The sequence below is a fragment of the Streptomyces sp. NPDC006544 genome, from assembly GCF_040611715.1.
Lineage (GTDB): Bacteria > Actinomycetota > Actinomycetes > Streptomycetales > Streptomycetaceae > Streptomyces.
In genome coordinates this window covers 1-20,913 of sequence record NZ_JBEXOV010000023.1, presented here as the reverse complement: position 1 = coordinate 20,913, position 20,913 = coordinate 1, and the positions used below count along the sequence as shown (strand labels likewise).

Below are 20,913 nucleotides of genomic sequence, written 5' to 3'. Positions count from 1 at the left end.
CCACCATGACCCCCGCGGCCGGGATGCCCGCCCTCCCGGCCGCGGGCACCACCCCCCTCGTCATCGGCCTCGACGTCGCCCTCGTCACCACCGGAGTCGCCGGACCCGGCTGGACCGACACCATCCGCACCGGCGCCCGCCGCGGCGAACAGCGGCTGCTCTGCGTCGTTCAGACCGCCGCCTCCTTCTACCGGGCCGCCGACTTCGTCGTCATCGAAGGCCCCGCCTACTCCAAGGCCAACCAGGCCGGACACGACGAACTCGCCGCCGCCCGCTGGATGATCCGCTGCGACCTCATCAAGCGCGGCATCCCCTTCGCCGTCGTCACCCCCGACGCCCGGTCCGTCTACGCCACCGGCAAGGCCCGCTGGAAAGGCGAGACGTCCCGCGAGGTCAAGGGCCGCGTCAGGGACGCCGTCGCCGTCCGCTACGGCGTCGACTGCACCGGCCCCCGCCGGTACGACGAGGCCGACGCCTACATCCTCATGGCTATGGGCATGGCCCACCTCGGCCATTCGCTCGCCAACGTGCCGGACACCCACTCGCGAGCCATGGCCGGCGTCGCCTGGCCCGACCTCCTTTCGGGGGGTGCCCTGTGACCTGGTCCCCCGTACCCGCCTGGACCGTCTACGCCGTCTGCGCCCAGACCGACCCCGACGAGTTCTTCCCCGAGAAGGGCGAGTCCGACAAGACCCGCTCCGCCAAGCAGATCTGCCAGAGCTGCCCGGTCCGTGCCCTGTGCCTCGATGACGCTCTGACCCGCGAAGGCGACCGCTCGGCGTCCGGCCGGTTCGGGGTCTGGGGCGGCCACAGCCCCAAGGAGCGGACCCGCATCGCGAAGGCCCGCGCCCAGCCCAACCAGCTGGACACGGCCGCATGACCGGCAAGGCGCGGGTCACCGGAGCCCTGTTCATCGACATGGGCCAGTCGCTCCGCGGCGGCGGCTGGAGCCGGCCGCCCCGCGCCCGCTACGAGTGCCTCGACTGCGGCTACTCCTCCCCGATCGTCACCGGCGCAGCCGAAGTCCAACGGTTCGTAGCAAGCATCCGCGCCGACCACTACGCCGCCAGCCACCAGCCCACGGCCCAGGCCGCATAACCCGGCAGCCGGGCGCCAGCACCACCCAGCGCCCGGCCTGCCGAAGCCCCGACCCGACCCTGTTGAGGAGCCCGCCCCGTGGAGAACGTCCACCCCTTCCCGCACCAGCAGGTGGACGAGCGCGTGCCCGAGTTCGTCGAGGCGGAGCTGTACGTCCTCGGCGACTGCATCCACGACGCCCACCACGTCCCCCGTCTCCGCCTGGTGCTCCAGCGCTCCGACTTCTACCGGCCCTCGCACGAGGTCATCTGGGACGTCCTCGGCGAGCTGTACGACGCCGGACAGCCCACCGACCCGGCCAACCTCCGCAAGACCCTGGAGCGCAAGAAGCTCCTCGGCCGCGCCGGCGGACCCAACTTCGTCGCCGACCTCGCCAACTACGTATCCGGCGACCCGCTCTTCTACGCCGAGCGCATCCGGGCGGCGGCCGAGCTCCGCGCCGAAGCCGAACTCGGCCGCCGCATCGTCCAGCAGGCCACCGCCCCGGACGCCGAACCCGGCCGGGCCGTCACCTTCATCGACGACTACCTCCAACGGCAAAAGGAACGCCTCGCCGGCCGCTCCGGCGACCCCGTGGACGCGCTGCTCGCCGAGCTTCTCGACGCGTCCAGCCTCGACAACATGCCGACCCTGGAGCCGCTGATCGGGGACATGCTCCACCTCGACAGCCTCGCCCGAGTCGTCGGCCCCTCCGGCCACATGAAGAGCTTCGCGGTCATCGACATGGCCGGGCACGTCGGGACCGGCCTGAAGTGGCACGGCCAGTACGTACGTCAGGGCACCGTCGTCTACCTCGTCGCCGAGGGCGCCCGCGGCATCCGCAAGCGCGTCCGGGCCTGGGAGAAGCACTACGGCCTGAAGATGGACAACGTCCTCTTCCTCCCCCGGCCCGTCCAGGCCATGAGCCCGGAGTGGGACACCCTCATCGAGGCCATGCGCCGCCTCGAACCGGCCCTGATCGTCGTCGACACCCAGGCCCGCGTATCCGTCGGCGTCGAGGAGAACTCCGCCAAGGAGTTGGGCCTCGTTGTCGACCGCCTGGAGCAGCTGCGCGCCGCGACCGCCGCGTGCGTCCTCCTTGTCCACCACACCGGGCACGTTGGCGAGCACGGCCGCGGCTCCAGCTCCGCGAAGGGCGCCCTTCAGTCCGAGCTCCACGTGTCGAAGAAGGGCGACAACGCCTCCAACATCATCGTCACGATCAAGACGGGCAAGCAGAAGGACGACGAGGAGGGCAACGACCTCCAGTTCGCCCTCAAGGTCGTCACCATCGACGGCGAGTTCAAGGCCGACGGCCGGCCGGTCACCTCCGTGGTCCTGGAGTCTCTGGACACCCGTCCCCGGCCCGTCGAGGCCGGTAGCCCAGAGTGGCTCGTCGCGGTCCTCGACAAGGCGGACATTCCCCTCACATGGGGCTCACCGAAGGTCATCAGTTGGTGCGCCGACGCGGGCATCCAGATGCGGAAATCGAAGGTCGAGGAGGCCGTCCGGTTCCGCAAGACGAGGAACACTTTCGAGGACCCGCGAAACGGGGCAAATTGGGTCCCCCCAAACCTCCCCCGCGATCTTGAAAGCCCTCCTTCCCGTGATCTTGGGGGGAGGCGGGGGGAGTTCGACCAAAACACCAGGTCAAACCTCCCCCCAAACCCGGGGGGAGGTCGGGGGGAGGCCCCAACAGCACCTCCCTCCCCCCGCCCCTCCTCTAGGGAGGGGGGAGGTGCGGGAGACCACCCTCAAACCGCCACCCCCGAACCCCCCCTCTGCACCATCTGCAACCGCCCCATCAACACCGAATGGGCCGACCGCGGATATGACACCCACCTCGGCTGCGACCCCACCACCGGCAGCCACCCCGACGCCGCCTGAAAGGCACGCCATGACCAACCAGCCCGAGACCTTCGGCCACGAACCCACCCTCGGCTTCACCGACGGAAGAGCCCTCGGCAACATCTGCCCCCGCTGCCAGACCACCACCACCCACTACGACGAGGCCTACAAGCCCACCCGCTACACCCGAGCCGTCCGCTGGCCCTGTGGCACCGCGGTGGTCCTCGGGCTGGCACCCCGAGACGCCGCCTGACCGCCTGAACTCGGTTCCCCGATCCGCGCGCACAAGGAGAAACGACCATGACCGCCCTCGACCGCATCCTCCTCGCCGACAGCCTCCGCATCGCCATCACCGGCGGCTGTGGCCACTGCGACACCGAACCCGACGAACTGTGCGCCGCCTGTGGATCCTGCCGCTGCGCCCGGCACGACACCTGCACCCCGCCGCCCAACGAGTGCCCCGAATGCGGCACCACCACGTTCGAGCTCGACCACGCCGCCGCCGACGGCTCCCGGCCCTTCCCGGCCTGGATGTGCACCGGCTGCCGGTGGGGCACCGCCGCCGAGTAGCCCGCACGCTGCCCGTCCCGCAGGCAGCGCGGGACGGGCAGCCCCCACCAGCATCCACCACCCCGAAAGGACCAGGCCGTGCCGATCCGCCCCGAGAACCGCGCGCGCTACCCGAAGGACTGGCCCGAGATCAGCCGCCACATTCGCTTCGACCGCGCGCAGTCCCGCTGTGAGTGCCTCGGGGAGTGCGGCCGGGACACTCACCCCGACCGCTGCCCGAACGTCCACGGACGGCCCGCCTACGGCACCGGCAGCCACGTCATCCTCACCACCGCGCACCTCGACCACACCCCCGAGAACTGCGACCCCGGCAACCTGCGAGCCATGTGCCAGGGCTGTCACCTCCACTACGACGCCGACCACCACCGCCAGACCGCCGCCAGCACCCGCCGTGCCGCGGTCGAGGCCGCCGGCCAACTCACCTTGGAGCCCTGATGGGCCGCTTCGAGTACATCGACCCCGAGGGCTGCGGCCTGCACATCGCACCCGTCACCTACCGCGACGGCCAGTCCCTGTTGGTTCTCATCGGCGACCCCAAGGGCAAGGCCATGATCGCCCGCATCCCGCTCGACCACGTGGAGGAGGTCGTTGCGGGCCTGCGCGACATGGCCCGCCAGGCCGGTGGACAGGCGGCCGGAGCGTGAGCCAGCAGCCCGCACCCGGCGCGGACGCGTTCCTCGTCGACTACTTCGCCGCACGCGAAGCCCAACGCACCGCCGACGTCAATGAGCTCCTGTCCCGCTGCACCGACCGCGAGGCGCTCCTGATCAAGGAGGCGGCCGTCATGGGCTACGTCCAGGGAACCCGGCACTCGGCGGGCCAGGACATCCCCAAGGATCGACAGATTGCCTTCGGTGTCCTGGCCGCCTGCCTCGTCTTCCCCGACCTGTACCCGACGATCACCGGCTGGACCCCGGCCACCGACGAGGACGACGAGCCGTGATCGTCCTCTACGTCGCCGCCGCCTGGTGCCTGCTCAGCATCGCCACCGCGGCCGCCTACAGCACCCTCCGCGCCCTCTACCGCAGGAGCCACCAATGACACCCGCCGAAGAACTCCACGCCGCGGCCAGCCTCCTCCGCGACCGGGCCACCGGAGCGATCCACGAGGACCGCCGAACCTGGGCCACCGGCCAGACGCTCGGCAGCAAGTCCCCCGTCGTCGTCGACGACCAGGAACAGCCCAGCGTTTTCATCGAGACCTACGCGGCCCGCCTGGAGGCCGTGAACCGGTACCTCGCGCTGCTCGGCCCGGCCACCGGACTCGCCCTCGCCGACTGGCTCGACACGATGGCCAGCTACTACACCCCCGGCCCTACCCACCCGACGTACGTGGTGCACGCCCTCGCCGTGGCCCGCGAGATTCTGGGGAGCCAGCCGTGACCGAGCCCCACGCCCACCCGTACGCCTCCCTCGACCCCGACGACAGCCGCGACACCGTCACCGCCGGTGCCGTCGACAGCTACCAGACCCGGCACACCGTCGACACGATCACCAGCGACGCCCTCGACCAGCTGTACGCCGAACGCGACATGCACGGTCGAGAGGCTGACCGGCTCCGCAAGGACTGGGTGACCATGCGGGCCCGCGCCGAACAGGCCGAGGCGACGATCGAGCGAATGAAGCGCACCAACCGCATGGTCAACGGCTGTGCCCGAGACGCACGACTCCGCGCCGAGCAGGCCGCCACCGCCCGCGTCCGCGCCGAGCTCGACCGCTGGGCCCTCAACACCGTCATGCCGCAGACCATGCGCGCCCTCGACGACATCCGCGCCGCCCTCGACGAGTCCAAGGAGCCCCGCCCGTGAGCCTCAGCCCCGAACGCCGTGAAGCCATCTGCGACTGGCTCACCGCGAACAACATCGACTTCGCCGACATCCCCCTCGACGGCCGGATCGTCGAGGACCAGACCGCTGGCGTCATCCGCTACGAGGTGATCATCCGCGACCTGCCCAGCGGCGGGATCCTCCACGAGCGGCTGACGGCCGGCCAGCGCGTGATCAGCCCCCCGCCGCCTCACCCGTGGCGCGAGACCCGAGAAGCCCCGCTCCTCATCCCCGCCCCCGACCGCTTTCCCGCCTGAGCATGCGCGAGGGGCGCGCCGCTTGTCTCCCCAGACCGGCGCGCCCCCAGGTGCGATCACCGTACCGCCCCACCGCCCCAGGAGCACCGCGATGACCACCGCCGCATACCACCTCGCACAAATCGGCATCCTCTGGCCCCACCTCGACGACGCCCTCGACCAGCACGGCGCCGCCACCTGGCCGCCCGCCGGCCGCATGTCCGACTACCTCGCCAGCATCGACCAGGCCGACGCCGAGGAAGCCGCCGCCCTCCGCGCCCTCGAACGCGACCCCGCGCAGCTCGGCGAGACCCGCGCCCCGCTGTCCATCCGCATCCTCGACACGGCCCGGCTGGTCGAGGGCACCCTCGTGCACCTCGCCGACACCCTCGCCCCGCAGATCACCGAAGCCGCGTCCACGCACGCCCCAGCAGACTGGCCCGCGCGCGGCTGGACCCCGGCCGACGCCCGCCGCCGAGACACCACGGCCGCATTCGAGCAGGGCGACCCGGCCCGCTGGCGGTACGTCGGCCTGCGCACCGCCGAGTACGCGGCCGGCTGGCTCCACGCTCGCGTCCAGGGCGAGGACGGCCCCTTCCGCCCGCTGTCCGCCGCGCAGCTCCTGCACGTCGAGCAGGTCGCCGCGGGCTGCGCCGACCGCATCGCGGCCGCCCTCGACCTCACCACCCGCCACGTTCCGGACGCCCGGCCGTGCCCGCGCTGCTCCGGGCGGCTCGTCGTCACCACCGGCGCCGGCCGCCCGCCGTCCGCGCGCTGCGACGACTGCGCCAGCGGCTGGACGATGGCCGACGCGGTCGCCGCGTAGGCAGCACGGAGCCCCCGATCCGCCAGGGACCGGGGGCTCACGGGGCGGCTACTCGGAGCGCGGCTTCAGGTCGGTGCGCTCACCCGGACGCACCTTCCGAGCCCGGAAGAACGGCAGGGCAAGCCGGTAGTCCACGGCCTTCGAGCTCCCGATCGACACCACCGGCGGGAAGTCCGGGTCGGTCGCAGCGATCTTCGACAGCCGCTGATGGCTCATTGTCGGCACCACGCCGTCCGCGACCAGCCGGCGCGCCAGCGCCCTGAAGCTCACCATGTCAGGCCCTCCTTCGGGCTCGGTCATGGGCACCATCTTCCCTGACCTTATTGCCACATGGCAACAAGGTCGCTACGTTGGATCCAGCACAACAGAACAGCCCCGGCCGGTGTGTGAGAGCCCGGCCGGGGCCGCCATCCACCTGCGCTAACAGGACGGACAGCCATGGACCACAGTAGCCAGCTCCCCACCCGGCCCGACAGCCCGGCGCGACGCCAGCTCAACCAGGCCCTCACCGCGCCCGCCGTCAGCATCCCCACCAACACCCTCCGCGAACGGCTCGTCCGCCGTCTTCACGCCGCGCGCCTCGCGCCCCTCACCACCACCTACCTCGAAGACCTCACCTACGCCACCGCCCGTGCCCTCACCGGCCCCGGCGTCCAGGCCGACACCGACCAGGCACAGGAGCAGCTCCTTCGGACCCTCCCCGAGCCGCTCCCCGTCGAGACCTGCACCGCGTACGCCACGCGGATCACCACCGAGCCGAACACCATCCGCGACCAGCACGCCGCCGCCGTCGGCCACCTCGTCACGGCCGCACACACCACCGGCGCCCCGGCCGTCGTCGCGATGCTGCACATCCTGGCCGGTGCCCGATGACCGCCCGGCAGCAGGCCGAGGAAGCCCTGCGCCGTACCCGCGAGAACTTGAGCGTCACCGCGCAGCTCCTCCACGCTGTCGCCGACGTCCTCAGCAACCACGAGCCCACGGACCCGGTCAGCATCCGCAGCCTCGGCCGCGCTTTCACCCAGGCCGGCGCCGAGCTCCTCGCCCAGTACCCGCGCGCCGTCCGCGAAGTCGCCCTCGACCGGGCCCTCGACGCACTGCCGCACGCCCCGGCCGTCCGCACGGCCCTCACCGACGGCGAGTACGCCCTCCAGCTCCGCGCCGCCGCGACGGCCGCCTGATGATCGAGGACGCCAACGCCACGGCCGCCGAGCTCCTGGAGCGCGCCGCCGAGGACTACCGCGACGCCGCGCCCGCCCGGGACGCCGAGTCGCACCGCACAGCCGGGACTGGCCAGTGACCAGCCCCCTGACCTTCCACGGGATCTTCGGCCCGGACCACGCTCTCCTCGGCATCTCCTCGACCGGCGACACCGGCGCCGAGACGTGGGCTCGTGCTGAGGCCGTACTCGCGGCCGCTGGCGACTGGGCGCCGCCCGGCTCCTACGTGGCCGCGCTCTGCCGCTACCACCTAGTGCCCGCTGCTGGCTGCACCGCCTGCCCGCAAGCCTGACCCACTCCACCCGGCCGGGCCGCCCTCGCGCGCCCGGCCCCACCGCCCTGGAGCACCCCGTGCGCACCCGCACCGAGACCCGCACCCGGCAGGTCACCCACACCGTCGATGGCGAGACCGAGCTCATCGACGAGCAGTACGACGTCACCGTCCCCCGGCCGCCGCGCGACTGGGACAGCATCGCCCTCGCCGCCGTCACCGGATCCACCGCCGCGATCGTCCTCGCCTCGATCGGATGGTCAACCACCGGCATCGGCGACCTCCTCACCCGCATCGCACCCAGCGGGGCGGCCTACAGCGCCGCCGCAGTTTTCGACCTCCTGTGGATCAACTGCATGATCCTGGAGTGGCTCGCCCGCTACGACCCACACCGAGCCGCCACCTTCCGCCGCGCCGGCCATGTCGCCCTCGCCATCGCCATGGCTGCCGTCTGCCTCCACGGCTACCTCGCCGACTCCATCGAGGTCGGCCTCGTCGCCGCCGCAGTGTCCGCACTCGCCAAGGGCGGCTGGACCCTCGTCCTGCGCGAGCATGCCCGCCCCCTCGACCCGCGCACGCAGGCATGGCTACTCCGCCGACAGGCCCGTATCGGCGCCCGCCTCGCTCTCTCTGCGCAGCTACGTCGTCTTGCCGCAGTGGAGGCGCGGGCCGCTGTCCGGACGACTCCGGACGCGGATCCGGAGCCTCCGGCGGACCAGTTGGAGACTCCGGAGAGTGCTCCGCAGCTCCCCACGTCTGGGCCTATGACCATGGCGGATGCAGTCCGGACGGCCGTCTCCTGCGGCATCACGGAGCCGGACGCCGTCGTCCGCTACGTCCGCAAGGTCGCCGACGCCAACGCCAAGGAGGACAGCATCCTCCGGACGCTCCGGATGGCCCGGAGGACCGCGTGATCGATCTCGCCTACTTCGCTGGCTGGGGCCTCCTCGCCTACCTGCTGCTCCGCATCGTCGGCGCCCTCCTGCCCCAGAAAATCCGCGACCGGCTCGGCACCTGGGCGGTCGTCGCCGCCTCCACCATCACCATCGCCAAGCTCCTCGGCTACTGAAAGGCCCTCACCATGCCCCAGCACCTCGCCGCCGCGATCGACACCGTCCAGCGACACGCCATGGCCGCGCCGGCCCCGCAACTGGCGCCTGCGGTGGATGTCAACGGGGGAGCGCTCGGAGCCCTGATCCTCGGGATCATCCTCTGCACGATGATCGTCGTGAAGTGGCGGAACAGCGTCTACAAGGACTCCGAGAAGAAGGCCATCATGATCACCGCGCTCGCCGTCGCCCTCCTCGCCGGGTCCGCATCCGGCCTCGTCGCCACCGCGTTCTCCACCGTCCAGCAGACCGGGAACAGCGTCGGCAACTCTCTGACTCAGACCACCCTCGGCCGGTGAAGCACCTTCAGGCGCTCGGGGGACCGCTCTACGACGGATCGGTCCTCCTCGGCCGCCGGGCGACCGCCTGGGTGGCCCGGCCCCGCTACCGAGACCTCCCCGACGACGCTCCTCAGGACGCCAAGCCCGAGCAGGACAAGGGGGCTCCCCTGAAGCGGCTGGTAGGCCTCGCGGGCGCCGGATACGCGGTGGCCGCCACTGACTACACGACCTACGCCGTCGCCGGGGGCGCCCTCGCCTGGGTCGTGGCCGCGTTCATGGTTGCCGGGTCCGACGCTCCGGAGCGCCCGGAGCCGGTCGCCGAGGACAACCGGGAGCAGCCCGCTAGCCCCCTCGAGGCTCTGTCCGTGGCCGAGTTCGCGGAGCATGTTCGGGCCGCCGCCGGCAGTGCGAAGGGAGCCCACCTCACGTCCCTCGCCGACCACCTCCGCCGGGTCACCGGGGAGGACTGGCAGCCGGCCGCTGTCCGCGCCTACCTCAAGCGCGTGCAGGTGCCCGTATGGGGGTCCGTACGGATGCCCGGCCGGGGGGTGTCCACGGGGGTCCGCCTGAAAGACCTCCCCAGCCCCTCTCAGACCGCTCCCCCGGCCCCGGTCGTAGCTGTAGTTGTTGCAGGTCAGGACACGACTACATCGTCGACTACAACCCCTGAGCTACAGGTCGCCGCCGGGGAAGCAGTGGGGATGTCGATCATCCCTGACCCCGAGCGCCCCGGCCGCTGGATGGTCGCCCACCACTACTCGAAGGAGGCCCGCCGTGGGTGACTTCAAGACCAGCATGAGCATCAGCGAACTCCGCGACCGCAACGAGACCACGAAGGCCGCCGCCGCGAAGCCGCCGCAGGAGCAGCCCAAGCCCGCACCGAAGAAGGGATGATGGACGGCATGGACCACTATCTGACGCTCGAAGCTGGTTCGCGGGAGGTCCCGTGGCAGGAGAACCCCGAGTTGATCCTGCGGATCGTGGAACCGGACACCTTGGCTAAGGTCACCTGCGCTTGCGGCTTGGCCACTGACTCGATTCCACGGGCAGAGGCCACCGCGATTGTCGAGGAGCACCTGCGTGAGATGCGGGGAGAGGGCTGATGGACGACCTCGTGCAGTTCCTCCGCGCCCGCCTCGACGAAGACGAGCTGATCGCACGCGACGCCAGCGTGGGGGCGTGGACGAAGGCCGAAGCCCCCAGCATCTTCGTCATGAGCGCCAACGGGCTGGTAGCCGAGACCAGCGCATTCACTGATGCCCGGCACATCGCCCGCCACGATCCGGCGCGCGTCCTCGCCGAGGTCGACGCCAAGCGGCAGATCCTCGACGTGCACGCCTCCGAGGACACAGGGGATCCCTTCGACGGGTGCCGTACCTGCTCCTGGCGCGACTACATGGACGTCCTCCACGTTCGCTGGCCCTGCCCCACGCTCAGGCTGATGCTCACCCCGTACTCCGACCATCCGGACTACCGCGCCGAGTGGGCCATCCAGCCGCCCGACCCAGACGACGAGAGCTGAAATCCGGCCATGCGCGAGGGGTGTCGTACCGGCCATCCCGGGCGTAGCGTGGGCCTCCGCTGATGGTGGGGCCACCCCCTGAAGAACCCCGGCCGTGCTCGGACACGGTCGGGGTTCTTCTGCACCTAGTTGCAAAACCGGCGCCCGTCCGCCATCCTGACCTCACGTCCGGCGTGCCCGGACCAGGCCAGCGCCCCAAAGCCCCGCCACCACGCGGGGCTTTCGCGCGTCACAGGACGGTCACAGCCGCCCCACAGCCGCCCGGCCGCCGACAACATGGCGCGATGCGCACACACACCGCCATCACCCTGCTCGCGGCCGCCGGGCTCCTCGCCCTCACCGCGTGCTCCAGCGACTCAAGCGACCCAGCCCCGGACAAGGGCGCGCCAGCCCCCGCGTCCTCGGCGCCTTCCGCCCCCGCGCCGAAGATCGACCCGGAGCGCGCCAACCTCGACAAGGCCGTCCGCGCCTACTCCGCCGCCTACTTCAAGCCCGACGGCGCCGCCGCCTACGCCGCACTGTCGAAGCGCTGCCAGGACAAGGCCGGAGACGCCGACATCTTCGCCGTCATCGTCGACACCGCAGCCAAGGCCTACGGCAAGCAGGAAATCCAGACGCTCACCATCGACCAGCTTGCCGGCGACATGGCCCGCGTCACCTACACGTACTCGGTGCCCAAGCTCAACCAGACCAGCCAGCCGTGGGCGCGCGAGGGCGGGGCCTGGAAGTACGACGGCTGCTGAACGGAGGTGGTGACCATGGCCGCAGTCGGGGCGAACCAGTCGACCGGCGGCCAGGTCACCCCAGAGGAACTCGACACCCTCCGACGCCTCCACGCCGAGGGCAAAGGCCGCAACGAGATCGCCCGCCTCATGGACCGCGGCCAGCGCACCATCAGCATCTACGCCGAGCGCCTCGGACTGTCCTTCGACCGCACCGCCACCGCCGTGGCCACGGAGGCCCGCGTCATCGACAGCCGGGCCCGCCGCCTCGACCTCGTCGACCGATACCACGCGCAGATCGGAAAGCTCCTCGACCGCCTGGACCGGCCCAGCCATCGCATCCGTGAAGTCTCCTTCGGGAAAGTCGTTACCTACGAGGCCGAAGACCTGCCGTCGCAGGACGTCCGCAACCTCATGCAGGCCGTAGCCACCGCGACCACGCAGGCCGCGAAGCTGGAAGCCCTGGACTCCGACAACGGCGTCGGCGACGCGAAGAGCATGCTCGGCCAGCTTGCCGCCGGTCTCACCGCTGCCTACCAGGCCATGGACGAGGGGGCCGGTGATGCTCCGTGACGTCCCCCTCCCCCTCTCGCCCGCCCAGATCCGGTCTGTGGTCGAGTCCCAGGACGCGCCCATCGCCCTGTGGTCCGGGGCGGTCTCCAGCGGCAAGACGATCGCCTCGCTCCTGGCGTTCCTCCTCCGTCTGTCGGTAACGCCAGATCAGGGCCTGGTCGTCATCGTCGGCCGGACTCTCCAGACCATCGAACGCAACCTCCTCGATCCGCTGTCGAGCGTCCACCTGTTCGGGCCGCTGGCCAAGCACGTCCAACACACCACCGGGTCGACGACGGCAACGATCCTGGGTCGGACCGTGCACCTCGTGGGCGCCTCGGACGCCCGCGCGGAGGGCCGGATCCGCGGCTCGACCATCGCCCTCGCCTACGTCGACGAGGCCACCCTCGTCCCGCACGCGTTCTGGATGATGCTCCTGTCCCGGCTGCGCGTCGGCGATCAGTCCCGTCTGATGGCCACGACGAACCCTGACGGCCCGTTTCACTGGCTGAAGAAGGACTTCGTCAACCGGGGCCGCGAGGTCGGCCTGCACCACTGGCACTTCACCCTCGACGACAACCCGAGCTTGGACCCGGGCATGGTCGAACGGCTGAAACGCCAGTACACGGGGCTCTGGTATCGCCGCTTCATCCTCGGCGACTGGGTCCTCGCGTCCGGCGCCGTCTACGACATGTTCGACGAGCACCGCCACGTCGTCGACATCCTTCCGTACATGCGCCGCTGGACGTGCGTGGGCATCGACTACGGCACCGTGAACCCCTTCTCCGCCGTCCTCATCGGGCAGGGCGAGGACGACCACCTGTACGCCGTGTCCGAGTACCGACACGACAGCGTCCTCGCGCGTCGGCAGCTCACCGACGCCCAGTACTCCCTGAACGTCCGCAGCTGGCTCGCGAACGTGCGCCGGCCCGGCGAGCAGGGATCAGACCGTGGCGTCCGCCCCGAATGGATCTTCGTGGACCCGTCGGCCGCGTCCTTCATGAACCAGCTCTGGACCGAACGCGTGCCCGGCATCTCGCCCGCCGTCAACGACGTCTTGGACGGCATCCGCTCCGTCGGTGTCGCCCTCGGCTCCGGCCTGCTCCGTATCCACCGCTCCTGCGAGGGCCTCCTCGGCGAACTCCCCGGCTACGCCTGGGACGAGCGGGCCGCCGAACGCGGCGAGGACAAACCGCTGAAGATCGAAGACCACTCCGCCGACGCGTTGCGGTACGCCCTGCACTCCACAGTGCACGAGTGGCGCCATCTGATCGACTACGAGGAGGCGACCAGTGCCGCTGCCTGAGAACAACGTGCCCTGGCCGCCGCCCGCCATCGCCCCGCAGCTCGCCGACATGGCCGTCGATGACGCCTGGTACTCCGGCGACAAGACCCGACTCCGCCGCGTCTACGCGACCGAGGGCCTCGGCTATGGCCACAATGAGCGCGACGGCTCCGGCCGGCCGTGGCGGTTCTGGGAGCGCCCCCGGCCGCAGGGGCGCCGCGACGGCCGCCTCCATGTCCCGCTGGCCGCCGACATCGCCGCGAAGAGCGCGGCCCTGCTCTTCGCCGAACCGCCCACAGTGTCTTTCGAGACCACGGAGACCCAAGACCGGTGGGAGGAGATCTCCGAAGCGGGCGGGTTCGACGCGATCCTAAGGGAAGGCGCCGAGGTTGCGTCCGCGCTCGGGGGCACCGCGCTGCGGGCCACCTGGAACACCGAGCTGGCGCAGCGCGTCCTGATCACCGCCGTGCACGCTGACGGGGTCCTCCCTGAGTGGCAGTACGGCGTCATGACCGGCATCACCCTGTGGCGGGAAATCCTCCGCGAAGGCAATCGCGTGCTCCGGCACCTGGAGCGCCACGAACCCGGCAAGGTCCTCCACGCCCTGTACGAGGGCACCGCGATCAACCTGGGAATGCGGGTCCCGCTCACCGAGCACCCCGACACCGCGGGCATCGCGGCCGGCCTCGACGCCGACGGCGAGACCATCACGACGGGCATCAAGGGCCTGACTTGCTGCTACATCCCCAACATGCGGCCGAACCGGAAGTACCGGGGCTCGATGCTCGGCCGCTCCGACTGGCAGGACGACGGTATCCGCGACCTGTTCATGTCCCTCGACGAGACGTACACGTCGTGGATGCGGGACATCCGCCTTGCAAAGGCCCGCCTCGTCGTCCCGGGCGGCTTCCTCAACAGCGAGGGCCTGGGGAAGGGCGTCTCCTTCGACGACGACAAGGAAATCTGGACCCCCATCAACGCCTCGCCCACCTCCGGCGAGGGCCTGACCATGGTCCAATTCGCGATCCGGGTCACCGAGCACGAGCAGTCCTGGCGCTCCTTCAGCCGTAAGGCCGTCGAGTCCGCCGGCTACTCCGCGCAGTCCTTCGGGCTCGGCGACTCCACCGCGATCACCGCGACTGAGGTGGTGTCCCAGGAGCGCAGCTCGCTGCTCACCAAGGGCCAGAAGGGCGGCTACTGGATCACCGAGCTCCCAGGGTTCATCGAGACCGTGCTGCAGCTCGACAACGCCCTCGGCTTCTCCACGGTGAAGCCTGAGCGGCCCCGCATTGAGCTGGCCGACTCCGTCTCGGAGGACCCCAAGACGGTCGCCGAGACCATCGAGCTCCTCGCCCGCGGCACCGCCGTGAGCACCGAGATGAAAGTGCGGATCCGGAACCCCGACTGGGACGACACCGCGGTGAAGGAGGAGACCGAGCGGATCCTCAAGGAGACCGGCGCGCTCGTCGCCGACCCGGCGATGACCGGCGCCGAGGGCCCGGGCGCCCCCGGCTTCGGCGGTTCTGGCGGTGAGGAGGCGGTCTGATGCCCGTCTCCCCGGCCATGGCCGAAGACCTCGCCGCAGCGATCACCGTGCTGTACGAGGACGCCGAGATCGCCCTCATCGAGATCCTCCGCAAAGCCCTCGCCGAGGGCATCGACAGCCCCCGATGGGCCGAACTGAAGCTCCGCTCCATCGGCGACCTCCGCGAGGCCGTCGAGGCGGTCGCCCAGGCGCTCCAGACCGACGCGAACGGCGCCGTCGCGCAAGCCCTCGCTACGGCCTACGGGCGGGGCCGGCAAGCCGCGGTCGCCGAGCTGGGCGCGCTGGACATCGGCCGGGAGCTTCAAGCCCGCCGGATCCTCCCCGGTGCGCCCGCCGTTGACCGGCTGGCCGCGTCCTACGCGCGGGACACCCGCCCCCTGTACCAGCGGATCACCCGGGCGGTCCTGGACGTGTTCCGCAACGTTACGTCGCGGGCGGCCAGCACGCAGCTCCTCACCGGGCAGTCCCGCCGCGACGCCTCCCAGCGCGCCTTGAACGACTTCGCGCGGCGTGGCGTCACCGGGTTCATCGACTCCCGCGGCCACGCCTGGGAGCTTGCCGCCTACGCGGAGATGGCCGTCCGGTCGATCACCGCGCGGGCCGCCATCGAAGGCCACATCGACGCCCTCGGCGAGATCGGCGCCGCGCTCGTCATGGTCTCTGACGCACCGCTGGAGTGCGAGCGCTGCCGACCCTGGGAGGGCGAGATCCTGGCCCTCCAGGGCGAGGCCGGGCCGCACACGGTTCGCCTTGACCACGCCATCCAGCCGAGCAGCCTGTTCGCCCGGACGGAGACCGTCGCCGTACACGTCGCCGGAAGCCTCGCCGCGGCCCGCGCCGCCGGCCTGTTCCACCCCAATTGCCGCCACAGCCTGGGCCTGTACCTGCCCGGCGTGACGACCCGCCCGCCGCACCACGCGACGCCCGGCACAACGTACGAGGACTCGCAGCGGCAGCGCGAGATCGAGCGGACCATCCGCCAGTGGAAACGCCGCCAAGCCGCCGCGATCGACGAGAAGACCCGCAAGGCCGCCGCCGCGAAAGTCCGCGACTGGCAGGCCGCAGCCCGCGCCAACGTGGCCGCGCACGACGCGATCATCCGCAAGCCGGCGCGCGAGCAAATCGGCCAAGCACGCTGAACGCCCGCCAGGCGCGGGCCCGATGCGCCCCAGGAGGGCACACATGCACACCATCCCTTTCCGGCACCCGCACGCCTCCCACGCGCCCCGCGTGATCCTGGGGTGGCGCCGCGACGGACGGCCGATCCATCCCATCGCGGGTGGCAGCGGCGAGGGCGAAGGCGTCTCAGGAACCGAAGGGCACCAGCCCGCCGGTGACCCGCCCAAGCCCGCCGCACCAGCCGCCCAGCCCCCGGCTGCGGCCCCGCTGGCCGCTGACGACACCGCGTCGACGATCGCCCGCCTGGAGAAAGACCTTGCCGCGGCCCGCGCCGAAGCCGGCAAGGAACGGACCACCGCGAAGGCCAACGCCGCCACCGAGGCCCGCAACGCGCTCGCGCAGGAGATCGGCAAGGCCCTCGGCCTCGTCCAGAACGACAAGCCCGCCGACCCCGCCGAGCTCACCCAGACCATCACCACCCAGACCAGCCGCATCGCCGAGCTGGAAACCGCCGCCCGCACCCAGGCCGTAGAGCTTGCCGTGCACGGCGCGGCAGCCCGCCTCGGCGCGAACGCGCCCGCCCTCCTCGACAGCAGGGCCTTCCTCACTTCCGTCCAGGGGCTGGACCCCACCGGGGCGGACTTCACCACCCTCCTCGACGCCGCCATCACGGCTGCCGTCGAGCAGAACCAGCAGCTCCGCGGCGGCCAGGTGCCGAGGCGGGGCGGGGGCGACTTCGCCGGCGGGCCCGGCACCACAGGACGCCCCGCTTCCCTCGGACAAGCCGTAGCCGCCGCCCTCAGCGGCGGCTGACACCAAGGAGCCATCCATGCCCATCACCCTCGCGCAGGCGCAGGTGAACACCCAGGCGGACATCGACTACGCCGTCATCGACAACCTCCGCCGCTACTCGTGGCTGCTCGACCAGATCGTCTTCGACGACACGGTCACCCCCGGCACGGCCGGCGGGAGCCTCACCTACGGCTACACCCGCCTGACGACCGCCGCGCCGGCTGCCTTCCGAGCGATCAACTCGGAGTACACGCCCGGCCAGGCGACCCGGACCCGCTACACCGTGGACCTCAAGCCCATGGGTGGCTCGTTCTCCGTCGACCGCGTCCTGAAGAACCTCGGCGCCGCGGCGACCAACGAGGTCACGTTCCAGATGCAGCAGCTGGAGACCTCCATCCGGACCCGCTTCGCCCAGGAACTCATCCTCGGTGACACCGCGGTCGACGCGAACGGCTACGACGGCCTGTCCAAGCTCCTCGTCGGCTCCTCCACGGAGAAGACGGCCGTGGTCGCCGACTGGACCGCCTCCACGGTCATCACGCAGGCGCTGGCCATGGCCCGCCTCGACGAAGTCGACGAGTGGCTGTCCTCGATCGTCCCCTCCCACACCGGCGGCGGCGACCAGGGCACCCCCGGCGCCCTCCCGCCGGGCACGAAGGCCATCCTCGGCAACACCAAGTCGATCACCCGGTTCAAGGCGCTGGCCCGCTGGGCGGCGCTCTACAGCATGGAGCAGGACTCCCTCGGCCGGAAGATCGAACGGTACGGCGACTGGGTCCTCGTCGACCTCGGCGACCGCGCCGACGGCTCCGCCCCGATCATCCCCGTCTCCTCCAGCTCGACGGACCTGTACGCGGTCACCTTCGGCCTCGACTCCGTCCACGCCGCATCCGCCGCCGGACAGCCCCTCGTCCAGACATGGCTGCCCGACTTCAGCACTGCGGGCGCCGTCAAGACCGGCGAGATCGAGATGGGCCCGGCCGCGCTCGTCGTCAAGAACACCAAGGCCGCCGGCGTACTCCGCGGCATCGACGTCGTCTGAGAGGGGTGGACCGCATGCAGTACCGCATCACCGCGCCCGTCATCGACTTCACCGGCGTCTCTGCCGGCGTCAACTTCACCGGCGGCACCGCGGACATCGACGTCCCGGACGACCCCCAGCACCCGAACGCGCGGGCGCTGGCCTACTTCCGGTCCCAGGGCTACGGCGTCGACGAGATCGAGCCGGAGAAGCCCGCCAGCACCCGCAAGACGACTCCGAAGGGGGCTGACCAGTGAGCCAGCTCGGTGCCTACACCCGCAACGTGCGCGACGCGCTCGCGCACCTCAACCTGGCCGACCCCGCGTCGCCGGACACCTTCTACCGGCGCAACCTGCCGCGCGTGGGCCTGTACGACTCGGCCAGCGACACCGGGCAGGCCGCCCTCGCCACCGGCGTCATGACCTCCGTGCCGATCTACCTCCAGGCCGGAGACGTCATCACCAACCTGTCGTTCCGCTCCGGAGCGACCGCAGCCGGTACGCCCACCGCGTGGTGGTTCGCCCTGTACAGCGACGCGGCGACTCCGGCGCTGCTCGCACAGACCGCCGACCAGACGTCCACCGCGTGGGCCGCCAACACGACCATGACGAAGGCCCTGTCGGCCGCGTACACGGTCCCGAAGACCGGCGTCTACTGGGCGGCGATCAACGTCACGGCGACGACCCCGCCGACCCTGCTCGGCGCGTGCGCCGCGCCGGCCATCGTGACCGGGGAGCGGAATCTGTCCCAGTCGTCCGGCTCGTCGCTCACCACGACCGCACCGGCCACTATCGCGACGCCTACGGCAAAGCAGTTCGTGCCGTACGTCGTGGCCACGTGAGGGGGCTGGCATGGCTCTGACCACCACGATCGGCGTCACCGTCGATGGGATCTACACCAAGACCGCCGACCTTTCGACCGCCGCGGACAACATGTCGAAGCGGTACGGCGCGTACCTCGCTTCGGGCACCGGCGCCGGAAAGGCGGACCTGCGGTTCGCGGACACGCGCACTCTGACTGCGTCCGCGACGGAGGACATCGACCTCGCGGGTGTCCTGGTGGACATCTACGGGGCCACGCTCACCTTCGCGAAGATCAAGGCGATCGTCATCGCCGCGGCCGCCACGAACACGAACAACGTGGTCGTGGGCGCGGGCACGAACCCGTGGATCACCGCGCTCAACAGCACGGGCACCATCACCCTCCGGCCCGGCGCGTTCTTCGTGCTCGGGGCGGGCGCGGCGGACGCCACTACCTACGCGGTCACCGCGGCCACCGGCGACGTCCTGAAGATCACCAACTCGGCCGGGTCCACGTCCGTCACGTACGACATCGTGATCATCGGCTCCAGCGCGTAGGAGGTGGCGGCATGGCCCGCATCTACGCGACCGCCGACCAGTACGAGACGTACACCGGCGCCGCAGCCCCGGCAGACATCGACTCTCGGCTGACCCGCGCGAGCCAGATGCTCGACGCGCAGGTCTTCCGGCTCTGCGCGTACACCGTCGGCGACACCGGCCTCCCCACAGACACCGTGGTCGCCGCCGCGTTCGCCGACGCGGTCTGCGCGCAGGCTCAGTGGGGCGTCGAGGTCGGCGACACCACCGGGGCGGCCGGCGTCGGGTACGGGTCGGTACAGATTGGCTCGGTCACCCTGAGCCGATCCGTCACCGCAGTCTCCGGCGACGACTCCCCGGCCCGGCAGATCGCCCCCGCGGTATGGGACGCGCTCCGGGCCCCGGACCTCACTCCGGACCGGATCCAGCTCGGGGCGGTGGCCTGGTGAGCACCATCCCCGGATCGCTCCTCCTCTCCACGGTCACCATCGAGATCTACACCGGAGAGGCGGCCTACGGCCCGCTGTACGCGGCGCCGGTCACTGCGCGGGCCTACGTTGAGGAGACGGCCCGTACAGCCCGAACCAAGGACGGCGAGGAGGTCACCTCGAAGGACACGAAGGTCTGGCTGTTCCCCGACCAGGAGTGCCCCCCGGAGTCCCGGATGACGCTTCCATCCGGGCGGGTCGCCTCGGTCATCTCCTCGACGCTGTACACCGGCGGCGGCCTGCGGACACCGGATCACCGGGAGGTGACCTGCACGTGAGCCAGTACGTGCGCATGAGCTGGCGGGGCGGTCGCCTCGGAGCGACCACCCGCGGCCGGGCCGCAGCGGAGGAGGGCCTCCAGAGAGCTCTGGAGCACCTCCTCACCGAGTCCCGGAAGCTCGTGCCGCTCGACGAGGGCACCCTCGAACGGTCCGGGCGGGTCGTCCGGGCCGGGCTGAACGGGTTCGTCACCTACGACACTGTGTACGCCCGCCGCCAGCACGAGGAGCTGACCTGGAAGCACTTGCCGGGCCGCTCCGCGAAGTACCTGGAGATCCCCTTCAACAGGGACAAGGACGTCATGCTCCGGCTTATGCAGGTGTCCCTTCGGAGGTGGCTGCGTGGCTGACCTCCTCGACGGCCTCGCCCGCCACCTCGCCGCGAAGGGCCTGGGCGTCTACGACGAGACCGGCGTCACCGGCAGCATCTTCCTCGAGGCCAAGCCCTCCACCCCCGACGTGTGCATCGTGCTGACCATCTACGACGACGGCGCCGAGTCCGACAGCCAACTCGGCTACGACGACGCCCCCGTGCAGGTCCGGGTACGCGGCACCACCGACCCGCGGGTGTCCCGCCAGCTCTGCCAGGACATCCGCTCCGAGCTCCACGGCCTCGGCGAGACCACGCTGCCCGACGGCACGTACCTACTCCTCTCCCGCGCGACCCAGGCCGTGGCCGGCATCGGCACGGACGAGAACCGGCGCCACGAACACGTGTGCAACCTGCGGATGCGGGTCCGCAGCGTGACCGCGCACCGCGTCTGACCTACCACCCCTTTCCTTCAGCCCGTACGGCACTGCCGGCGGGCTCCTCGCCATGCCCGGAGGAGATACAGCCATGGCAGTGACCACGTACAACGCGCGTGACGCGCGCTTCCAGATCGAGGACTACAACGCGCCCGGCACCTGGGTGGACATCGCGATCGGCGCGATCAACACGTGGACCAAGAGCGAGGAGGAGGAGACCACCGACGTCACCACCTTCGGC

Annotated in this window: 37 protein-coding genes; 36 read left to right on the top strand and 1 reads right to left on the bottom strand. The window is 71.1% G+C overall.

All coding sequences use genetic code 11. From position 1 onward, the window contains the following. Positions 1-5: 5 nt before the first annotated feature. The 13 genes from ABZY44_RS13720 (at position 6) to ABZY44_RS13660 (ending at position 6,382) form a co-directional block, all read left to right on the top strand. Positions 6-599, top strand: coding sequence for a hypothetical protein (locus tag ABZY44_RS13720; protein WP_356653340.1), 594 nt, complete (start codon positions 6-8; stop codon positions 597-599). Next, the gene (locus ABZY44_RS13715) at positions 596-880 is read left to right on the top strand and encodes a WhiB family transcriptional regulator (RefSeq protein ID WP_356653218.1); all 285 of its coding nucleotides are present in this window, start codon (positions 596-598) and stop codon (positions 878-880) included. Before ABZY44_RS13720 ends, ABZY44_RS13715 begins: the two co-directional genes overlap by 4 nt. Continuing rightward, entirely contained in the window at positions 877-1,098 is a 222-nt protein-coding gene (locus tag ABZY44_RS13710) for a hypothetical protein (protein ID WP_356653216.1), read from the top strand. The genes ABZY44_RS13715 and ABZY44_RS13710 overlap by 4 nt, the downstream gene beginning before the upstream one ends. A 78-nt stretch (positions 1,099-1,176) precedes the next feature. Continuing rightward, on the top strand, positions 1,177-2,964 hold the full coding sequence (locus ABZY44_RS13705) for an AAA family ATPase (protein ID WP_356653214.1): 1,788 nt from the start codon (positions 1,177-1,179) through the stop codon (positions 2,962-2,964). A gap of 10 nt (positions 2,965-2,974) precedes the next feature. After that, on the top strand, positions 2,975-3,178 hold the full coding sequence (locus ABZY44_RS13700; RefSeq protein ID WP_356653212.1) for a hypothetical protein: 204 nt from the start codon (positions 2,975-2,977) through the stop codon (positions 3,176-3,178). Between the two features lie 47 nt (positions 3,179-3,225). Continuing rightward, positions 3,226-3,495, top strand: a complete 270-nt coding sequence (locus ABZY44_RS13695; protein ID WP_356653210.1) for a hypothetical protein — start codon at positions 3,226-3,228, stop codon at positions 3,493-3,495. A gap of 78 nt (positions 3,496-3,573) precedes the next feature. After that, positions 3,574-3,930 carry a hypothetical protein gene (locus ABZY44_RS13690; protein ID WP_356653208.1) on the top strand — a complete coding sequence of 119 codons (357 nt, stop codon included), beginning with the start codon at positions 3,574-3,576 and terminating at the stop codon, positions 3,928-3,930. Further along, positions 3,930-4,139 carry a hypothetical protein gene (locus ABZY44_RS13685; protein ID WP_356653206.1) on the top strand — a complete coding sequence of 70 codons (210 nt, stop codon included), beginning with the start codon at positions 3,930-3,932 and terminating at the stop codon, positions 4,137-4,139. Before ABZY44_RS13690 ends, ABZY44_RS13685 begins: the two co-directional genes overlap by 1 nt. Then, complete coding sequence (locus ABZY44_RS13680; RefSeq protein WP_356653204.1) at positions 4,136-4,438, top strand: hypothetical protein; 303 nt, start codon at positions 4,136-4,138, stop codon at positions 4,436-4,438. Before ABZY44_RS13685 ends, ABZY44_RS13680 begins: the two co-directional genes overlap by 4 nt. Before the next feature lie 94 nt (positions 4,439-4,532). Then, positions 4,533-4,877, top strand: a complete 345-nt coding sequence (locus tag ABZY44_RS13675) for a hypothetical protein (RefSeq protein ID WP_356653202.1) — start codon at positions 4,533-4,535, stop codon at positions 4,875-4,877. Next, entirely contained in the window at positions 4,874-5,302 is a 429-nt protein-coding gene (locus ABZY44_RS13670; RefSeq protein WP_356653200.1) for a hypothetical protein, read from the top strand. The genes ABZY44_RS13675 and ABZY44_RS13670 overlap by 4 nt, the downstream gene beginning before the upstream one ends. Further along, positions 5,299-5,577: a hypothetical protein gene (locus ABZY44_RS13665; RefSeq protein WP_356653198.1), complete on the top strand. Its 279-nt coding sequence runs from the start codon at positions 5,299-5,301 to the stop codon at positions 5,575-5,577. The genes ABZY44_RS13670 and ABZY44_RS13665 overlap by 4 nt, the downstream gene beginning before the upstream one ends. 91 nt (positions 5,578-5,668) lie before the next feature. Beyond that, positions 5,669-6,382 (top strand): hypothetical protein, encoded by a 714-nt coding sequence (locus tag ABZY44_RS13660; protein ID WP_356653196.1) that lies wholly within the window; start codon positions 5,669-5,671, stop codon positions 6,380-6,382. 48 nt (positions 6,383-6,430) lie between these two features. Here the strand turns inward: ABZY44_RS13660 and ABZY44_RS13655 are convergent, their stop codons facing one another. Beyond that, positions 6,431-6,682, bottom strand: a complete 252-nt coding sequence (locus tag ABZY44_RS13655) for a hypothetical protein (protein WP_356653194.1) — start codon at positions 6,680-6,682, stop codon at positions 6,431-6,433. A gap of 138 nt (positions 6,683-6,820) precedes the next feature. On the opposite strand from ABZY44_RS13655, the gene ABZY44_RS13650 reads away from it, so the two are divergent. From ABZY44_RS13650 to ABZY44_RS13540, 23 genes are all read left to right on the top strand, one after another. Further along, positions 6,821-7,255: a hypothetical protein gene (locus tag ABZY44_RS13650; RefSeq protein ID WP_356653192.1), complete on the top strand. Its 435-nt coding sequence runs from the start codon at positions 6,821-6,823 to the stop codon at positions 7,253-7,255. Further along, a complete protein-coding gene (locus tag ABZY44_RS13645) occupies positions 7,252-7,563 on the top strand; it encodes a hypothetical protein (protein ID WP_356653190.1) in 312 nt (103 codons plus the stop codon). The genes ABZY44_RS13650 and ABZY44_RS13645 overlap by 4 nt, the downstream gene beginning before the upstream one ends. 115 nt (positions 7,564-7,678) lie before the next feature. Further along, positions 7,679-7,894 (top strand): hypothetical protein, encoded by a 216-nt coding sequence (locus ABZY44_RS13640; protein ID WP_356653188.1) that lies wholly within the window; start codon positions 7,679-7,681, stop codon positions 7,892-7,894. 59 nt (positions 7,895-7,953) lie between these two features. After that, positions 7,954-8,787, top strand: coding sequence for a protein transporter Sec31 (locus ABZY44_RS13635; protein WP_356653186.1), 834 nt, complete (start codon positions 7,954-7,956; stop codon positions 8,785-8,787). Next, a complete protein-coding gene (locus tag ABZY44_RS13630) occupies positions 8,784-8,942 on the top strand; it encodes a hypothetical protein (RefSeq protein WP_356653184.1) in 159 nt (52 codons plus the stop codon). The genes ABZY44_RS13635 and ABZY44_RS13630 overlap by 4 nt, the downstream gene beginning before the upstream one ends. 12 nt (positions 8,943-8,954) lie before the next feature. After that, positions 8,955-9,281 carry a hypothetical protein gene (locus tag ABZY44_RS13625; RefSeq protein WP_356653182.1) on the top strand — a complete coding sequence of 109 codons (327 nt, stop codon included), beginning with the start codon at positions 8,955-8,957 and terminating at the stop codon, positions 9,279-9,281. Next, positions 9,278-10,045, top strand: coding sequence for a hypothetical protein (locus ABZY44_RS13620; protein ID WP_356653180.1), 768 nt, complete (start codon positions 9,278-9,280; stop codon positions 10,043-10,045). The genes ABZY44_RS13625 and ABZY44_RS13620 overlap by 4 nt, the downstream gene beginning before the upstream one ends. Positions 10,046-10,165: 120 nt before the next feature. After that, positions 10,166-10,366 carry a hypothetical protein gene (locus ABZY44_RS13615; protein WP_356653178.1) on the top strand — a complete coding sequence of 67 codons (201 nt, stop codon included), beginning with the start codon at positions 10,166-10,168 and terminating at the stop codon, positions 10,364-10,366. Beyond that, on the top strand, positions 10,366-10,785 hold the full coding sequence (locus ABZY44_RS13610; RefSeq protein ID WP_356653176.1) for a DUF6221 family protein: 420 nt from the start codon (positions 10,366-10,368) through the stop codon (positions 10,783-10,785). The genes ABZY44_RS13615 and ABZY44_RS13610 overlap by 1 nt, the downstream gene beginning before the upstream one ends. Positions 10,786-11,069: 284 nt before the next feature. Next, positions 11,070-11,528 carry a hypothetical protein gene (locus ABZY44_RS13605; RefSeq protein ID WP_356653174.1) on the top strand — a complete coding sequence of 153 codons (459 nt, stop codon included), beginning with the start codon at positions 11,070-11,072 and terminating at the stop codon, positions 11,526-11,528. Positions 11,529-11,543: 15 nt separating this feature from the next. Beyond that, on the top strand, positions 11,544-12,080 hold the full coding sequence (locus ABZY44_RS13600) for a helix-turn-helix domain-containing protein (RefSeq protein ID WP_356653172.1): 537 nt from the start codon (positions 11,544-11,546) through the stop codon (positions 12,078-12,080). Next, entirely contained in the window at positions 12,070-13,365 is a 1,296-nt protein-coding gene (locus tag ABZY44_RS13595) for a PBSX family phage terminase large subunit (protein WP_356653170.1), read from the top strand. The genes ABZY44_RS13600 and ABZY44_RS13595 overlap by 11 nt, the downstream gene beginning before the upstream one ends. Then, entirely contained in the window at positions 13,352-14,890 is a 1,539-nt protein-coding gene (locus ABZY44_RS13590) for a phage capsid protein (protein WP_356653168.1), read from the top strand. The genes ABZY44_RS13595 and ABZY44_RS13590 overlap by 14 nt, the downstream gene beginning before the upstream one ends. Then, positions 14,890-16,029, top strand: a complete 1,140-nt coding sequence (locus ABZY44_RS13585; protein WP_356653166.1) for a phage minor capsid protein — start codon at positions 14,890-14,892, stop codon at positions 16,027-16,029. Before ABZY44_RS13590 ends, ABZY44_RS13585 begins: the two co-directional genes overlap by 1 nt. A gap of 43 nt (positions 16,030-16,072) precedes the next feature. Further along, positions 16,073-16,822, top strand: a complete 750-nt coding sequence (locus ABZY44_RS13580; RefSeq protein WP_356653164.1) for a hypothetical protein — start codon at positions 16,073-16,075, stop codon at positions 16,820-16,822. Between the two features lie 16 nt (positions 16,823-16,838). Beyond that, positions 16,839-17,843 (top strand): major capsid protein, encoded by a 1,005-nt coding sequence (locus ABZY44_RS13575; protein WP_356653162.1) that lies wholly within the window; start codon positions 16,839-16,841, stop codon positions 17,841-17,843. Between the two features lie 14 nt (positions 17,844-17,857). Next, entirely contained in the window at positions 17,858-18,079 is a 222-nt protein-coding gene (locus ABZY44_RS13570) for a hypothetical protein (protein ID WP_356653160.1), read from the top strand. After that, positions 18,076-18,663: a hypothetical protein gene (locus tag ABZY44_RS13565; RefSeq protein WP_356653158.1), complete on the top strand. Its 588-nt coding sequence runs from the start codon at positions 18,076-18,078 to the stop codon at positions 18,661-18,663. Before ABZY44_RS13570 ends, ABZY44_RS13565 begins: the two co-directional genes overlap by 4 nt. A gap of 10 nt (positions 18,664-18,673) precedes the next feature. Then, a complete protein-coding gene (locus ABZY44_RS13560) occupies positions 18,674-19,180 on the top strand; it encodes a hypothetical protein (RefSeq protein ID WP_356653156.1) in 507 nt (168 codons plus the stop codon). An 11-nt stretch (positions 19,181-19,191) separates the two neighbouring features. Then, on the top strand, positions 19,192-19,608 hold the full coding sequence (locus tag ABZY44_RS13555; RefSeq protein ID WP_356653154.1) for a hypothetical protein: 417 nt from the start codon (positions 19,192-19,194) through the stop codon (positions 19,606-19,608). Then, positions 19,605-19,925, top strand: a complete 321-nt coding sequence (locus ABZY44_RS13550) for a hypothetical protein (RefSeq protein ID WP_356653152.1) — start codon at positions 19,605-19,607, stop codon at positions 19,923-19,925. Before ABZY44_RS13555 ends, ABZY44_RS13550 begins: the two co-directional genes overlap by 4 nt. Then, on the top strand, positions 19,922-20,275 hold the full coding sequence (locus tag ABZY44_RS13545; protein ID WP_356653150.1) for a hypothetical protein: 354 nt from the start codon (positions 19,922-19,924) through the stop codon (positions 20,273-20,275). Before ABZY44_RS13550 ends, ABZY44_RS13545 begins: the two co-directional genes overlap by 4 nt. Next, on the top strand, positions 20,268-20,690 hold the full coding sequence (locus ABZY44_RS13540) for a minor capsid protein (protein WP_356653148.1): 423 nt from the start codon (positions 20,268-20,270) through the stop codon (positions 20,688-20,690). Before ABZY44_RS13545 ends, ABZY44_RS13540 begins: the two co-directional genes overlap by 8 nt. Positions 20,691-20,913: the final 223 nt, after the last annotated feature.

Excerpts from the sequence above, each read along its gene's own strand:
- ABZY44_RS13720 (WP_356653340.1), top strand. The coding sequence starts at position 6 with ATGACCCCCGCGGCCGGGATGCCCGCCCTCCCGGCCGCGGGCACCACC.
- ABZY44_RS13710 (WP_356653216.1), top strand. The coding sequence starts at position 877 with ATGACCGGCAAGGCGCGGGTCACCGGAGCCCTGTTCATCGACATGGGC.
- ABZY44_RS13700 (WP_356653212.1), top strand. The coding sequence starts at position 2,975 with ATGACCAACCAGCCCGAGACCTTCGGCCACGAACCCACCCTCGGCTTC.
- ABZY44_RS13695 (WP_356653210.1), top strand. The coding sequence starts at position 3,226 with ATGACCGCCCTCGACCGCATCCTCCTCGCCGACAGCCTCCGCATCGCC.
- ABZY44_RS13685 (WP_356653206.1), top strand. The coding sequence starts at position 3,930 with ATGGGCCGCTTCGAGTACATCGACCCCGAGGGCTGCGGCCTGCACATC.
- ABZY44_RS13675 (WP_356653202.1), top strand. The coding sequence starts at position 4,533 with ATGACACCCGCCGAAGAACTCCACGCCGCGGCCAGCCTCCTCCGCGAC.
- ABZY44_RS13660 (WP_356653196.1), top strand. The coding sequence starts at position 5,669 with ATGACCACCGCCGCATACCACCTCGCACAAATCGGCATCCTCTGGCCC.
- ABZY44_RS13655 (WP_356653194.1), bottom strand. The coding sequence starts at position 6,682 with ATGACCGAGCCCGAAGGAGGGCCTGACATGGTGAGCTTCAGGGCGCTG.
- ABZY44_RS13650 (WP_356653192.1), top strand. The coding sequence starts at position 6,821 with ATGGACCACAGTAGCCAGCTCCCCACCCGGCCCGACAGCCCGGCGCGA.
- ABZY44_RS13645 (WP_356653190.1), top strand. The coding sequence starts at position 7,252 with ATGACCGCCCGGCAGCAGGCCGAGGAAGCCCTGCGCCGTACCCGCGAG.
- ABZY44_RS13625 (WP_356653182.1), top strand. The coding sequence starts at position 8,955 with ATGCCCCAGCACCTCGCCGCCGCGATCGACACCGTCCAGCGACACGCC.
- ABZY44_RS13615 (WP_356653178.1), top strand. The coding sequence starts at position 10,166 with ATGGACCACTATCTGACGCTCGAAGCTGGTTCGCGGGAGGTCCCGTGG.
- ABZY44_RS13610 (WP_356653176.1), top strand. The coding sequence starts at position 10,366 with ATGGACGACCTCGTGCAGTTCCTCCGCGCCCGCCTCGACGAAGACGAG.
- ABZY44_RS13605 (WP_356653174.1), top strand. The coding sequence starts at position 11,070 with ATGCGCACACACACCGCCATCACCCTGCTCGCGGCCGCCGGGCTCCTC.
- ABZY44_RS13600 (WP_356653172.1), top strand. The coding sequence starts at position 11,544 with ATGGCCGCAGTCGGGGCGAACCAGTCGACCGGCGGCCAGGTCACCCCA.
- ABZY44_RS13595 (WP_356653170.1), top strand. The coding sequence starts at position 12,070 with ATGCTCCGTGACGTCCCCCTCCCCCTCTCGCCCGCCCAGATCCGGTCT.
- ABZY44_RS13585 (WP_356653166.1), top strand. The coding sequence starts at position 14,890 with ATGCCCGTCTCCCCGGCCATGGCCGAAGACCTCGCCGCAGCGATCACC.
- ABZY44_RS13580 (WP_356653164.1), top strand. The coding sequence starts at position 16,073 with ATGCACACCATCCCTTTCCGGCACCCGCACGCCTCCCACGCGCCCCGC.
- ABZY44_RS13575 (WP_356653162.1), top strand. The coding sequence starts at position 16,839 with ATGCCCATCACCCTCGCGCAGGCGCAGGTGAACACCCAGGCGGACATC.
- ABZY44_RS13570 (WP_356653160.1), top strand. The coding sequence starts at position 17,858 with ATGCAGTACCGCATCACCGCGCCCGTCATCGACTTCACCGGCGTCTCT.
- ABZY44_RS13560 (WP_356653156.1), top strand. The coding sequence starts at position 18,674 with ATGGCTCTGACCACCACGATCGGCGTCACCGTCGATGGGATCTACACC.
- ABZY44_RS13555 (WP_356653154.1), top strand. The coding sequence starts at position 19,192 with ATGGCCCGCATCTACGCGACCGCCGACCAGTACGAGACGTACACCGGC.